At 51.7% G+C, this 15009-nt stretch carries 12 protein-coding genes; 4 read left to right on the forward strand and 8 right to left on the reverse strand.

The features are described 5' to 3' along the window. Nucleotides 1–100 precede the first annotated feature (100 nt). Both AC4IE8_RS19515 and AC4IE8_RS19520 read left to right on the forward strand, forming a co-directional pair. Nucleotides 101–1321 (forward strand): LL-diaminopimelate aminotransferase, encoded by a 1221-nt coding sequence (locus AC4IE8_RS19515; RefSeq protein WP_068995676.1) that lies wholly within the window; start codon nucleotides 101–103, stop codon nucleotides 1319–1321. 98 nt (nucleotides 1322–1419) lie between these two features. Continuing rightward, nucleotides 1420–2673 (forward strand): diaminopimelate decarboxylase, encoded by a 1254-nt coding sequence (locus AC4IE8_RS19520; protein ID WP_068995675.1) that lies wholly within the window; start codon nucleotides 1420–1422, stop codon nucleotides 2671–2673. A gap of 104 nt (nucleotides 2674–2777) precedes the next feature. On the opposite strand, the gene AC4IE8_RS19525 is transcribed toward AC4IE8_RS19520, so the two are convergent. Both AC4IE8_RS19525 and AC4IE8_RS19530 read right to left on the reverse strand, forming a co-directional pair. Further along, nucleotides 2778–4385 (reverse strand): DUF3369 domain-containing protein, encoded by a 1608-nt coding sequence (locus AC4IE8_RS19525; protein WP_490791786.1) that lies wholly within the window; start codon nucleotides 4383–4385, stop codon nucleotides 2778–2780. Further along, entirely contained in the window at nucleotides 4375–6342 is a 1968-nt protein-coding gene (locus AC4IE8_RS19530; protein ID WP_490791787.1) for an ATP-binding protein, read from the reverse strand. The genes AC4IE8_RS19525 and AC4IE8_RS19530 overlap by 11 nt, the downstream gene beginning before the upstream one ends. Before the next feature lie 321 nt (nucleotides 6343–6663). Between AC4IE8_RS19530 and AC4IE8_RS19535 the strand changes: the two genes are divergently transcribed. Then, nucleotides 6664–7440 (forward strand): hypothetical protein, encoded by a 777-nt coding sequence (locus AC4IE8_RS19535; protein WP_490791788.1) that lies wholly within the window; start codon nucleotides 6664–6666, stop codon nucleotides 7438–7440. A 39-nt stretch (nucleotides 7441–7479) separates the two neighbouring features. Here the strand turns inward: AC4IE8_RS19535 and AC4IE8_RS19540 are convergent, their stop codons facing one another. The 6 genes from AC4IE8_RS19540 to dnaX form a co-directional block, all read right to left on the reverse strand. Next, the gene (locus AC4IE8_RS19540) at nucleotides 7480–7794 is read right to left on the reverse strand and encodes a hypothetical protein (RefSeq protein WP_068995671.1); all 315 of its coding nucleotides are present in this window, start codon (nucleotides 7792–7794) and stop codon (nucleotides 7480–7482) included. A gap of 18 nt (nucleotides 7795–7812) precedes the next feature. Next, a complete protein-coding gene (locus AC4IE8_RS19545) occupies nucleotides 7813–10731 on the reverse strand; it encodes a heavy metal translocating P-type ATPase (RefSeq protein ID WP_490791789.1) in 2919 nt (972 codons plus the stop codon). Nucleotides 10732–10761: 30 nt separating this feature from the next. After that, nucleotides 10762–11106 (reverse strand): histidine triad nucleotide-binding protein, encoded by a 345-nt coding sequence (locus tag AC4IE8_RS19550; RefSeq protein ID WP_068995670.1) that lies wholly within the window; start codon nucleotides 11104–11106, stop codon nucleotides 10762–10764. Nucleotides 11107–11115: 9 nt separating this feature from the next. Continuing rightward, nucleotides 11116–11712, reverse strand: coding sequence for a recombination mediator RecR (gene recR / locus AC4IE8_RS19555; RefSeq protein WP_068995669.1), 597 nt, complete (start codon nucleotides 11710–11712; stop codon nucleotides 11116–11118). A 72-nt stretch (nucleotides 11713–11784) separates the two neighbouring features. Beyond that, entirely contained in the window at nucleotides 11785–12108 is a 324-nt protein-coding gene (locus AC4IE8_RS19560; protein WP_068995668.1) for a YbaB/EbfC family nucleoid-associated protein, read from the reverse strand. Nucleotides 12109–12256: 148 nt separating this feature from the next. Continuing rightward, nucleotides 12257–13903, reverse strand: coding sequence for a DNA polymerase III subunit gamma/tau (dnaX, locus tag AC4IE8_RS19565; protein WP_490791790.1), 1647 nt, complete (start codon nucleotides 13901–13903; stop codon nucleotides 12257–12259). A gap of 299 nt (nucleotides 13904–14202) precedes the next feature. Between dnaX and AC4IE8_RS19570 the strand changes: the two genes are divergently transcribed. After that, nucleotides 14203–14676 carry a hypothetical protein gene (locus AC4IE8_RS19570; protein ID WP_490791791.1) on the forward strand — a complete coding sequence of 158 codons (474 nt, stop codon included), beginning with the start codon at nucleotides 14203–14205 and terminating at the stop codon, nucleotides 14674–14676. Nucleotides 14677–15009: the final 333 nt, after the last annotated feature.

Consider the following 15009-nt stretch of genomic DNA (forward strand, 5'->3'; position numbering starts at 1 on the left):
GCTCTGATCACGACCCGGCTAGCGACGATTGGCTGGAAACACTCCTACTCAGCCTCAATCCCTGTATAATGGCCCGTTTTTCGGTTTCCTGAGGTGCAGCATGATCAAAATCAATGAGAACTATAAGAAACTCCAGGCTTCCTACCTGTTCTCAGACATCGCAAAACGGGTCTCGTCCTTTCAGGAGGCCAACCCGGATAAAGATATCATTCGTTTGGGTATAGGTGACGTAACCCGTGCACTGCCGGAAGCTTGCGTCAAGGCATTTCATGCTGCCGTGGACGAAATGGCCACAGACGCCACTTTTCACGGTTATGGCCCTGAGCAGGGCTACGATTTTCTGCGTAAGGCGATTGCTGAAGGCGATTATCAGAGCCGCGGCTGCAATATCGCAACTGACGAAGTCTTTGTCAGTGACGGGGCAAAATGTGATTCAGGTAATTTCCAGGAGATCTTTGCCGATGATGTGAGGGTTGCCATTCCCGACCCGGTCTACCCGGTCTATGTGGACACCAATGTCATGGCTGGTCGTACAGGTGCGGCTGAAAACGGTCGATACACCGGGCTGACCTATCTGGATGGCACCAAAGCCAACGGCTTCATCCCAGAACTTCCCACTGAGCCTGTGGATCTGATCTACCTCTGCTTTCCCAACAATCCCACCGGAGCGACAGCAACCAAAGCGCAGCTCAAACAGTGGGTCGACTATGCGAAACAGAACAAGGCATTGATTCTCTTCGATGCCGCCTATGAAGCCTTTGTACAGGATCCGGATTTGCCCCGCTCCATCTTCGAAATCGAGGGAGCACGGGAAGTTGCTGTCGAGTTCCGCAGTTTTTCAAAGAATGCCGGTTTCACCGGTACCCGTTGTGCGTACACGGTGGTGCCCAAAGACTGCACGGCTTACACCGAAGCCGGTGAGCCTGTCTCCATCCATGAACTGTGGAATCGCAGACATACCACCAAGTTCAACAGTGTCTCCTATCCGGTGCAGAAGGCGGCCGCCGCTGTCTATACAGCTGAAGGCCAGGCGCAGGTTGCCGAACTGGTTACCTATTACATGAAAAACGCCAAGTATATCCGCGAACAAATTGAGAGTCTGGGTTATGACTGCATTGGCGGTGAAAACTCTCCCTATATCTGGATTGACGCCAAAGGGGATTCCTGGGACTTCTTTGACACCCTGCTGAATAATGCCGGTGTGGTATGCACACCTGGCGCCGGTTTCGGTAAATGCGGTGAAGGCTATATCAGAATCAGCGCCTTCAACAGCTTTGAAAACGTGCAGCAAGCCATGGAGAGGGTTAAAGCGTCACTTTGAACTTGAATACGGCCTGGCCCACGAATGGCGGATAACTCACCACCATCCGTGGCCAGCTCATCGAACATAAGCACTATGAAGTATTAAGAGGTACACAAGTGCCAGTATCAAAAGATTATTCTGAACGTCTTGCTCAGAACCTTGAAAGAATTGTCGAACACTACGGCACCCCATTTCATCTGTATGACGAAAAAGGGATCCGTGAAACCGGACAACAATTGATCAAGGCATTCAGTGGCGTCGATTTCTTTCGTGAATACTTCGCAGTGAAAGCCTTACCGAACCCAACCATCCTGAAACTCATGCAGGATATCGGCTTTGGCTTCGATTGCAGCTCCATTGCTGAGCTGGTGATGAGTCGACAGATCGGTGCCCGGGGTGAAGAGATCATGTTCACCTCCAATAACACCAGTGGCAACGAGTTCAATGTCGCCGAGGCGGATGGCAGTTGTATCCTCAACCTTGATGACATCTCCCTGCTCGACAAGGTGCCAGAGGTTCCAGAGTTGATCTGTTTTCGCTACAACCCGGGTGAACGCAGAACCGGTAACAGTATCATCGGCAATCCTTTGGAGGCCAAATACGGCGTTGCCCACGATCAGTTGATCGATGCCTATCGCAAGGCTAAATCACTCGGTGTAAAACGATTTGGATTGCACACCATGCTGGCCTCGAATGAGTTGAATCACGCCTACATGGTTGAGACCGCGCGCATGCTTCTCGACCGAATTGACTGGATTTCCAATGAACTCGGCATCAAGTTCGATTTCATCAATATCGGCGGCGGTCTGGGCATACCCTATAGACCCGAAGAGAAGCCGCTGGATATCGTCAGCATGGGCAGAGAAATTTCAGAGCTGTTCAAGGTCTTTAAAAACAGCCATGGTTATACCCCTAAGCTCTACCTGGAAAGCGGTCGTTACATTACCGGTCCTCATGGGGTACTGGTAACCACAGCGATCAACCGTAAAGAGATCTACAGAACCTATGTCGGTGTCGATTCATGCATGTCCGCCCTGATGCGTCCTGGTATGTATGGCGCCTACCATCATGTCTCGGTACTCAACAAGGATGGTGAGGATGAGATCGTGGACGTGGTTGGCTCGCTGTGCGAGAACAATGATAAGTTTGCAATCCAGCGCCCTCTGCCGAAGATTGAAGACGGCGACATCATCTGCATACATGACACCGGCGCACATGGGCAGGCAATGGGTTTCAACTACAACGGCAAAGTCAGGCCGAAAGAGCTACTGCTCCGCGAAGATGGCACGGTTGAGCTGATACGTCGTGAAGAGACCCTGGATGATCTGTTTGCAACCCTGGATTTCGAAGCAGACAACTTGACCATGTAATCTTGCTAAACCGGCTCCTCAGTATGCCTTGCTCAGGATCAGTAACATGGTCATCCCGGTGGATGCCGATACGCGAAGCCAGCTACCACCGGTGATAAAACCCTTTAAAGATCCAAACCGGGGCCATTGCCACCATCGGCAAGTTGCGGCCGCTGGTAACGTTCATCGCTATAGATCTCCCTGAGAGATGCAAACTCTTCTATATTTTCCAGCAGCAGATCTGTGAGCTGCGGATCGAATTGCTGACCGCGCTGTAGCTTGAAATAGTCAACGATCCGCTCCAATGACCAGGCCTCTTTGTAGACACGAGCATTACCCAATGCATCAAACACATCGGCAATGGCGACAATACGGCCATACAGATGTATCTCGTCACCCTTCAAGCCTTGAGGATACCCTGTGCCATCCCACCGTTCATGGTGCTGATGTGCAATGATAGCTGCCAGTTTGAGTAACGGGCGTTTTGCTCTGCTGAGTAACGAGTGTCCATATCGGCAATGATCATGCATGATTCGCCACTCTTCATCGGAAAGCGGACCGGGCTTCTCAAGTAACTCAGAGGGGATGGCAATTTTTCCGATATCATGCATCGCTGCGGCAAGTTGCAGCAATTCGCAGTCGTCGCTGTCAAAGCCCAGTTTTTGTCCCATCAGACCTGTCAGTTTACTCACTCTGGCCACATGCCGGCTGACCTCTTGAGAGCGGCATTCTGCGAATTCACCCAATGTGTAAAGCACTTCCTTCTGGGTCAGTTCAACCTCTTGAGTTAAAAACAAATTGCCCAGTGCAATTGCTGCATTACTGATAAATATCTCAACCAGATTGTGATCGACATCATCGAGCTGTGGAAGTTTTCCTTCGATATACAGTAGCCCGTCACGCCCTTCGGCATTACACAACTCGATCAGGCAGGCATCAGAATAGAAGAAACTCCCACTGTCGGATAGGGCCTTTTTGATTCGCTCCATAACCTGCTCATCAACAACGTCTATGAGACTCTGATTGGTGGACGAAGCGTAGTTCCCCGTACCAGCAATGATGCGTTGCTGTTCAATGCTTGTGTCACTGTCATCTTTCAAAACTCCGAAAGCATGACTGTAAAAAGTATGTTCGCCTAAATTCAGCAGAGCTTCCAACTGTGTCAGCACACCGCATATGAAGTTTTCAAGCGAGTCGATGTTATATAAAGAACCTGAAGAGCGTATGATCTTCTCCAGACCGATTTTGTTCTTTTCGATAACCATCAGGTCACGATAGTTACGCAGAGCAGATACAACCGATGAGAAGAGCTTCAGTGAGGTAAGATCAGTCTTTTCCCGATAGTCATTGATGTCATAGTGAAGAATCACCTCTCTTTCCGGCGCCTGGCCCGGTTGCCCGGTACGTAAGATGATCCTCACCAGGTCATTGTGGAGTTCATTTCGTATGAGATCGACCAGTTCCAACCCGGCCTGGTCACTTTCCATAACCACATCGAGTAAGATCAAAGCCGTATCCGGATATCGTTTCAGATAGTCCCTTGCCTCATTTGCTGTATAGGCATGTCCAAACTCGATACCCTGTTCGGCAAAGACCAGATCCTCCAGAGCTAACTCGGTTACAGCATGTACATCAGGTTCATCGTCTACGATGAGAATCCGCCAGCCTGATTTGGGTGGCTTTGAATCATCACGCTCCTGAGCGTAGAGAATATTTTGAGACTTACTGATCATCCTTGCCCTCATGATGGCTGAAAACTCTGGGAAACTCGATTGTGAATCGCACCCCGGCGTGAGGCTTGGATTCAAGCTGTATTCTGCCACCCAAATGAGTCGTTACTGAATTATAGACCAAATGCAATCCCAATCCCGAGCCCCCGACTTCCCTGTTGGTGGTATAAAATGGCTCGAATATCCTATCGATATGGTGTTCCGCGATTCCGACTCCATCATCCGTGTAGACTAGCCTGACATTGGAATCGCCTACAGATGTTACCTCAATGCGCATCAATCCCGGTTGATCGGGATCATCTCCAAACCCATGGATTATGGAATTCAAAACCAGATTGGTGATGACCTGAGACAACACCCCTGGACAGGTATTGAGCTCAATTGGTGACAGGCATTCAATCTCTAGCTGATATCGTGAATATTTGAGTCTGGGCTGAAGACTCTGTTTGATTTCTTGAAGGTATTCACACATATCGAATAGCCGACGCTTCAAACTACTCTGATCGACCGCAACCTGCTTGAAACTCTTTACAAGGTCACCGGATCTTTGCAGATTTGACAACAGAATCTCGCAGGCCTTCTCCGAACTATTGAAGAAACCATCCAGATCGGTTCGCGTCATCTCATCCCGCTCGAAGTGTTGTCGGATTTTCACAACTCTGTCTTTAAGATGGGAAGCCGCCGTTATACTGGTGCCGACGGGAGTATTAATCTCATGAGCCACACCAGTAACCAATCCTGCCAGCGAAGCCATTTTCTCAGATTCTATCAATTGCTTCTGAGTTGCTTTCAATTCATGCAGAGAATGGATTAATGCCGTATTTCGATGCGCCAGTTTCGTATTGCTTTCAGATAGCTGGCCCGTCTGAAATTTCACCTCACTCTCAAGCTGTTGAGTCACCCTACGCATTCCGAGATAGAGAATCAGCTCAAGTAACACAAATACGGCTACAGCAAACAATATGTTGTTACTAAAACTTTTATTGAAATTTGCTATGAGAGTGGATGCATCACGCCACATCAGGAGTTGCCCAATATGTTCTCTATCGGGATTCTTCCAACCCTGGTAGTCATAAAAAGGCAATGCAATCATTGCCAATGGCTCAGCCCCATCCTGAATATAAATTTTACTTTCATCGAACAGGGTTCGATGCAACACTCGATCAGACAACAATTGAGCTGACTTTTTATCATCACTACTAGCTTCGATATAGTAACCGGACACCGGAGGACGTCCAGCATAAAGCTGCTTCAGGGATTCAGACCAGACACGATTCTGTAATTCCTGCTGTTTGATTAACACCGCATAGTTGACGTGCGTATGACGTATCAGCAGATCCAGAATTTGTGAAAACGACATACCCGCTTCAACGGCACCTATATGAATTCGCACGCCATCAACAGTAGCATACACAGGACTCACGCCGCGTATACCCGCATAGGGTCGACCGATTTCAAAACCTCTTGTCGTACGCTGCAATTGATTGGCGTCCACCACCGTATGACGAATATCATCCAAACGATCGCCATACTTTTCCCGCTGATGCACTCTTAAAAAAGAGCGCGCACCAGGCGCCAGGTGAAAATGCAACTGTCGCAAATTGAACTGCTTTCTCATCTCGCTCCAACCGGGCTCAAGCAGTTCGTACAGCTGTTGACGAATCCGATCGGACTCTGAGCCACCTGCGCCACCACCTTCTGATTCAACGGCCAGCTTGCCAGCAAGAAACAAGTCCTGCACCCGTTTATCACTGGCAACAAACAGGGCGGTCTGTTGCAGCATATCCATATTGCTATCCAATGAAATATTAAACGCACTGCCAGCCTCGGACAGCTCATCCTGCAGGCTTTCGTACATAGCATCCCGTGATGAGATATAGTTCAACCAGACAAAGAAACTGTCAGTGACTAATATGAAAAGGGAGATCAAAAGAAACAGACGACTCGACCTGGTTAGCATCGCTTAAAATTCCATTACCAAATTCATCATACAATCCTTCATCAACTCTCCCTGACAGTCTCAATACTATAGTCTGCCTTTACTCATATTAGGGCCTGTCTCACCAGCTAGCTAATACACCAGTTTATACAACCAAAGCCTCAAACTTGATGCGGCTCACATTTTCAACAAGACAAAGCCAAAAAAAGCTCAAGAATCTGAATAATCATTTTGTTCACCTATTGACAAACACTATACATTGTGTGTGTTAGTTCTCACAATAGCGCCAGCCGATCTGCTTATACTCAACTCTCAATAATCAATAACCTCGGGAGTTTACCCATGGAGATAGCTAGCTTATTTGCCGTAATGATGATTGGCGCCCTACTGTTAATGTTTAAAAAGACCCAATCCAAAGCTAATGCTAAACAGAATCAAGTTGATGAACTTCAAGAACAGATTGAAACCGCTTTAAGTCTACCGGGTGAGTCTGATGAAGCCTGGCAGAATGAACCGGCAACTGAAGTCATGCTCAACGAATTGGCAGAGAAGGATATCCGCTTGAAGCGGGAACTCACCAAGGGTCAGGCGATGAACATTCTTGGTCTGTTCTCCCCTCCCGATGGCCGACAGGTCGACATTTTAAAGCACTTCAACATTCCCTACTCATTCAAAATGAACCAGACCATGGCTCACTATGTGATACGTGAAATCTTCAGTGATCCGGTAAAAGTAGAGGAGTGGAACAACCGCCCACCCACCACAACGGTACGTCAGGGACTGCTGTTCATGGAAAGCAAACTGGTCTCAGGGCTGACTCATCAGGAGTGCCAGTTACGACTCAATAAACTGGGTATGGAACACCCGGATCGTTATCAGGAATGGAAACAGATTGACCGCCTTTTCCTGGAAACCAACAACCCGGAAATTCGCGCTAAACTCCAGGTAAGAAAGATAACCTGGAAGCGTTTTTTCGAGAGTTACGAAGTATTGAAGGATAGCGGTATCAATCCTCGTGCGATGCGGGGTGAACACATCATCGAGCACTTGATCCGCAGTGATGACAAGATACTGGCCCACGATAAGATCCGTGAGACTATTCAACCGGCGACAACTTGATCTCTGATAGGGCTTAACCAGGTGACAGGGATGTCCTGGTTAGGCATAAACATCGATGCCCAGCACCTCACTCACATAATCCCGTTCCTGACCCGACTGTACTGACTGATAGCTCGATACCGCCTTCTGATGCTGCGGATCATCTCTCATCCGAGTGAGTTGCTGCTCCGACTGACGGCGTTGCAGTAACTGTTCTGCCTGCTTGATACTCTCCACACTGCGCAGGGTGGCGTCACTCCCGCCAACCTGTGATGCCAACGGCAAGGCTTGAACCAGCTGCGTAGCAGCGTTTCTCTGCTGTTCCAGAGAGACCGCAAGGTTAGGCAGGGCAAGTGGTGAGTTGGTGACTTGCATCAGAGCATCCCAAAGACCTTAAGAATCGGACTCTGCAGCATAGCCGGCATCAACGACAGCCTGGACCAGGGTTGCTGCCTTTGCGGAGCCACTCACAACCGCAGTAGCCTCTTCCAAGGCAACTTCAGCACGATCCACACCGGGTACTTCCAACAACGCTTTCTGCACATTATTGACACAGTGGGGACAGGTCATACCGGTAACTCTCAGGGTTGTTGTCATAGGACCATAAAATCTCAATCGATTGGCATTTATCACCACGGTAACTGACGACATTGCCATTGCCACACTGGCGAACATAGGTGGAAGCAGCCAGCCCGTAACAGGGTAGAGCAGCCCGGCTGCCATAGGTATACCAATCATATTATAGACAAAAGCACCGAAAAGATTCTGCTTGATATTCCTTATGGTTGCTCTAGAAATACCGATTGCAGTACTGACATTCAGCAGTGAGTCCCCAACCAAGGTGATATCCGCATGCTCGATCGCCACATCAGTGCCACTACCGATGGCAAATCCGGTATCGGCCTGTGCCAAGGCTGGTGCGTCGTTCACCCCATCCCCAACCATGCCGACACGATTTCCCTGCTGCTGCAGAGACTTCACAACCTCCAGTTTCTGTTCGGGCAGCAGCTCACTGTGAGCCTGCTTTATGCCAAGACTCGCAGCAACCGCTTCCACAGCACGGTCATTGTCACCACTACAGATAATCACCTCAACACCTTGATCTTGAAGTGATTTTACAGCAGCAGCCGAGTCGCTTCGCAAGGGATCCCTAAGTACCAGCAAACCACTCAGCTGTCCCTCCACAACCACCCAGACCAGACTTCCCGCCTCGGCAGATTGTTGATTCGCCACATTCAGAAACGGCTCCGAAGGGGTGATCTTCAACTGTTTCAGATATTGACTACCACCCAATTGAACCAATTTCCCTGCAACCCGCCCCTCAACGCCCAGACCCTCGTGGTTGTGGAAATCGATCACCTCAGGCATCACGATACCCTGCTGCCTGAGGTGATCGAGAATCGCTTCCGCTAGCGGGTGGGATGAGACTGCCTCAACAGCTCCTGCCAGGGCCAGCATCTCCGCTTCCGGCAGGTTTTCAGCATGGAGATCGGTGACCTTCGGGGCTCCCTGAGTGAGGGTACCGGTTTTATCCACCACCAGATGGGTCAGTCTGCTGGCGGATTGCAGACCGTCACTGTTTCGAATCAGCACATTCATCTGGGCGGCCCGGCTGGTTCCCACCATAATGGCGATGGGGGTAGCCAGACCCAAGGCACAGGGACAGGCAATCACGAGGACAGCGATACCGGCGGTCAGTGCATAGGAGAGGGGTGGGGTTGGGCCCACCAACAGCCAGACGAGAAAAGCCGCAACGGCGATCAGCACCACAACAGGAACAAAGACCGCTGAGACCCTGTCCACCAGGCGGCCGATCTCGGGTTTGCTCATCTGCGCCTGACGAACCATGGCGATGATATGGGCCAGGGTAGTCTCCTCTCCCAAGCGGGTGACTTTGAAACGCAGCTGGCCGGAACGGTTGACACTTCCACCGATCAGCGGATCCCCTGGTTGTTTCTTCTGCGGTAGTGACTCACCGGTCAGCATCGCCTCATCGACGCTTGAAATCCCCTCGACCACCTCACCGTCAATCGGAATTTTATCTCCCGGGCGTACCTGGATCAGGTCACCGATTGACAATAGGGATACCGGAATGGTCGCCGAACCCTGATCACGCACCACTTCAGCCTGCTTCGGCGCCAGTCCAACCAGACTGCCTACAGCTTCACTGGTCGTGCGTTTGGCCCGAGTCTCCAAACCATGCCCCAGCTGCAGGAAAGCCAGTATCAGTACCGAGGCATCGAAGTAGAGTTTCTCCCCTTGCAGGACCATACCTTCAGGCTGCAATACGATAACCAGCGAAGAGAGCCAGGCACTGCCTGTTCCCAATGCGATCAGGGTATCCATGTTGGCGCTGCGGTGTTTCAGCTGCTTCAGAGCGCCAAGATAGTAGTGTCCGCCACTGAAACGCATCACCAGGAAACAGATGATGGCAACCGCCAGCCAGTAGCTCTGCCCGCCGGGCGCCGTCACCTGGGTCGTATTGCCTGTCATTTCGGCCACCATAAGACCGATACCGACAACCCCGGCCAGCGCGGCTCTCTGCCAGGAACGTCTGATCTCTTTCGCAGCAGCCGAAGCCTCCTCGGCATAGGGATCGTCATAGGTCTCTTTAAAGCTGGCCTGGTAACCCTGTTGCTCAAGCTCGATCAGCAGATCAGCAGGGTGCAGTGAGGTTTGCAGATGCCACAGAGCATCTTTGAATTCAAAGCTTGCCTGTGGATCCAGCCGGGTAAACAGTTGCTCAAGCGCCACTTGTTGAGTGACCTGATCCAGCGCATGAAAGCCCAGTTGCAGTTGATTGCTGTCAGTCTGAGACTCCAGCAGATAGGCGCCATAGCCCTGATCAATCACCGCCTGAGCCACTGCCTGGGGTGAGCCTCCGACAACCTGCGCCCTCTTCTCCACCAGATTGACAGCAGCCTCAGTGACACCGGGCACGGCATGGATCGCCCGCTCAACCGCCGCTACGCAGCTGGCACAAGTCATATCCTGCACAGCCAGTTGATAACCACCCTCGATCTTTTCAACAGGACGCTGTGCGGCTGGAACAGGTTGCAGCACTGGCAGGGAGACCGGGATCGAAGGAACATCTTCGCTGATCAGTTCCGCGTCGTACCCCGCCTGCCTGACCGCTGATACGGCTTCATCCGCATTCCCACCAGTAATCGCAGCAGAAGCCCCTTGCAGATCGACAACCACCCGACTCACCCCGGGCAAGGCGGTGACTGCCTTCTCCACAGACGCCACACAGCGTTGGCATGACATACCGTCAATCGACAGCCGGTAACTGGATTCAAGCTTGGTATTCACTGGATTCGTAACAGGCTCAGGCCAGGCGGATCAACCCGGTGGCCAGTTCATGCGCCGCCCGCCCAGCAGGTGCAGGTGGATATGAAAAACGGTCTGACCGGCCTGTTCGTTGCAGTTCATCACGGTGCGATATCCCGCTTCATCGATACCCTCCTGCTTGGCCACTTTGGCCGCCGCCAGATAGAGTTTTCCCACCAATTCGGCATCTTGCTCTGTCAGGTCATTCAGCGTGGAAATATGCTTTTTCGGTATGATCAGCACATGACAAGGGGCCTGTGGATTGATATCCCTGAAGGCCAGTACATCATCGTCCTCATAGACGGTCTGGGGGGATATTTCACCACTGACAAATTTGCAGAATAAGCAGTCACTCATAATATCTCCTCAAAATTCCGATCGCCCTCGAATGGCGTGGGCCAGGGTTGCGCCATCAACATATTCCAGCTCGCCCCCCATGGGTACGCCCTGAGCGATACGGGTTGTGCGAATGCCGAACTGTTGGGCCATGTCATGGATGTATTGTGCTGTTGCCTCTCCCTCGACCGTGGGATTGGTTGCCAGAATAACCTCTTTGACACCACCACTGGAAAATCGCTCTTGCAACAGATCCAGACCGATCTCCTTGGGACCGATCCCATCCAGAGGCGAGAGGTGGCCACCGAGGACAAAATAACCACCTTGATAGTCTGCAGCCTGTTCGATGATCGCCTGATCGGCGGGATTCTCGACGATACAGAGCTGACTCTGATCCCGCCTGGGGTTAGCGCAGAGCTGGCAAAGCTCCTGTTCGCTCAGAGTTCTGCATTGGCTGCAGTGACCAATCCTCTCCATTGCCTCAACCAGCACCCGGGAGAGTACCCTGCCCCCTTCCCGGTCCCGCTCCAGCAGATGGTAGGCCATGCGCTGGGCACTTTTAGCCCCAACTCCCGGCAAACAACGTAGTGCGGTCATCAGTTGGTCGAGCAGCGCTGTATTAGGCATCGGCAGGCCTGCAGCAGAGAGTTGAGCCCGTTAGAGAGAGCCGACAGCGATTGATCAGCATGGATGATTGAATCAGAAAGGCAGTTTCATACCAGGAGGCAGACCCAGTCCGGCAGTCAGACCGGACATACTCTCCTGCATCTTGTGACTGACCCGCTGAGCTGCATCATTCACTGCCGCAGCCACCAGGTCCTCAAGCATCTCTTTATCATCACCCATCAGACTCTCATCGATCTCGACACGGCGCACCTCATGTTTACCGTTCATGGTCACTTTGACCAGCCCACCCCCAGACTCGCCAGTCACCTCTTCCTGCGCCAGCTTCTCTTGTGCCTGCTGCATTTCAGCCTGCATCTTTTGCGCCTGCTTCATTAAATTACCAATACCGCCTTTCATGTCGAACACCTCATATTCATGGCCAACCCCAGACGCCTGAGCTTCTGATGGCACCTGAAATCAATTTAACAAATCACTTTAAAACAACATTCATATAACTATAAAACAGATAGTTATAAAACATAACTCTGACGGAGCATAAGCTGCATCAACTGGCAGAATCATCCACAGGACGAATCGACTCCGGCATCAATTTTGCCCCAAACCGCTCCTCCATCTCTTTCACCATCGGGTCTACCGCCATGCTCGTTTCCGCTTCAGCCTGCCGCTCTTCGAGCTCACGCTTCTCGCGCATGGCCGGCGTCTCCTGCTGCGGGACCGCTTCGGTAATCGACAGCTGTACCGACTCGCCGAGCTGTTTCCTTATCCCTTCCAGCAGGCGCATTTCAGACTGCCCAACCCGAAGCTGGCGCCTCGACGTATCGAGGGTCAGATTCAGTGTCTTACCGTCCCAGCTGCCAAATGTGCAGTTCTGCGCCAACTGACGCGTGATCCCTCCCAATTGCAGGGCGGCGCAAAAGGCCTCCCAATCGGATGGGTCGGTCACTTTGGCCACCGGCTTGGCCAGTTCTGCTGGAGCAGCGGCCTGTGCCGGTTTTGCTACGGCTGACGGTGCGCTCTTGTTTGGCACTTGCGGTTTTGTTCTTGGTGCAGACTGACGTGAGGCCCGATTGCCACTACCGCTTGGTTGTGTGACGCTGCCACCACCCTGCTCCGGACGAAAAGCGAGCATTCTCAATAATACCATTTCGAAACCACTGCGAGGGTCGGGGGCAAGACTCAACTCCTGCTGCCCCATCAAGCCAACCTGATAGTAGAGCTGTACATCTTCCGCCGCCAGGGCTTCGGAAAAATCTTTCAATCGCTCCATGTCATAGCCATCGTCGGGCTGATAACCCGAGACCAACTGCAGCAACGCGATCTGGTGCAGCATGGCCAGCAGCTCCTGCAGGGCCTGGCTGAAGTCCACCGCCATCTCAGCCATCTCCGACACTCGGTCGAGCAGACCGGCGCCTTCACCAGCCACCAAAGCCTCAACCAATCCGTAGATACGATCGGATCCGATCACGCCGATCATCGATTTGACCGCTTCACCCCGCACTTCACCACCACCAAAGGCGATGGCCTGGTCCAGCAGACTGAGGCCGTCACGCATACTGCCATCTGCCCCTCTGGCCAACAGGCTGAGTGATTCCTCGTCAAACGGAATCTTCTCTTCCCCGAGGATGTGGCGCAGTTGACCTTCAATCTGTTCCCGACTGAGGCGTTTCAGATTGAACTGCAGGCAACGGGAGAGCACGGTAACCGGCACCTTCTGTGGATCAGTGGTTGCCAGTATGAATTTCACATGCGGAGGCGGCTCTTCAAGAGTTTTCAATAAGGCATTGAAACTACTGGCCGAAAACATATGAACTTCATCGATCAGGTAAACTTTGTAGCGCCCCCTTACCGGGGCATAAGGCACATTTTCCAGCAGCTCCCTGGTCTGATCGACCTTGGTCCGGGAGGCCGCATCCACCTCCAGCAGGTCTACAAACCGCCCCTCATCGATCTCTCGACAGGCATCGCAGACACCGCAGGGCACTGCACTGATCCCTTTTTCACAATTCAGCGACTTGGCAAAAATCCTGGCCAGGGTCGTCTTCCCCACTCCCCGGGTACCGGTGAACAGATAAGCATGATGCAAACGCTCGCGCTCCAGGGCGTTGTTCAACGCAGTCACCACATGCTGCTGACCGACCAACTGGCCGAACAACTGCGGTCTCCATTTGCGGGCGAGTACCTGATATGACATAACCTATCGCTCTGTAACCAACCGATTAAAGGGGGAAGTTTAACCCGAATCCGGGGTGGATTCACGGTCCGTCAGTATCAACTGCCGGAGAAACACTGATTCACCCCGGAGATAAAATCCGACAGCTCCTCTGTCTGGGTAATGATTCGGGGTTGGCACACTGGAGCCACTTGGTTTCAGGGCCGTATTATTAATCCAGTCCTGTAGGACCTGGCTCCAATTATCGATTTACAGGAGATATTTTGTTGTTTTCAAAAAGTGAGTTTTGCTGCCATGTAAAATCCACACACAGCTTTTGCATGCTGGTTGCTCTCGTCATTGCCGTCTTGTTCACCCTGCTGCTTCTACCACTGTTTATGCAAGCGGTCACTGCTCCAGAGGGAGATACGGCAATACGCTCTTGGAGTTTTATCACCCTTTTTGCGCTAACCTATCTGGTCATGTACCTGGGGTATGGCTACCGGATCTGCATCGAATCCGATCTCCAACAGCCGGAAAACAGAACGCTCATGGTGCAAAGCGTCGGCCATTCCGTGGCCACCTCGATCCCCATGGAGGCCATCGTCAAAGTAACCACGATCAAATACCGGGACCTGCCCGATGACATGTATGCCGTTCAACAGTACGGCTATCAGGGTGAGGGGGTGTTGCTCCACTACAGGCTCTCGGCAAGGCACGGGGATGGTAGCGGTAAACAGCATCGCATCTGGTTTCCACTCTGCAAGGATCAACAGCTGCTGCATTGGCTCAAGTTGCCGGACTCAATCCTGTAAACCGCCTTTTTAAGGAATGTGAAGACTAAAGAGATTGCCCCCCTGAACGATAGCTTTCAAGAGAGAGGAAGGGAAAACTGAGCCACTGATTTAATAAACAGTGATCAGCTAAAGTGAGACCTAACACCTCGGATGCCGGGTATGTTGTCGATGCGTTGAACCGGTTACCGCATCGTTACCTGTAGACCTATTCAACACGGAACGGCAATGGCATGGACCAGCTGAACGGACAACACGATCAAACCAATTCGTATCATCATTCGCCTGCGGATAAGGCACTCTCTTTGCCCTCAGTTCGCTCTCCGATTAACGATCAGGCCACCTCCACCCACC

This window comes from Candidatus Thiodiazotropha sp. AKAK2, assembly GCF_058244685.1.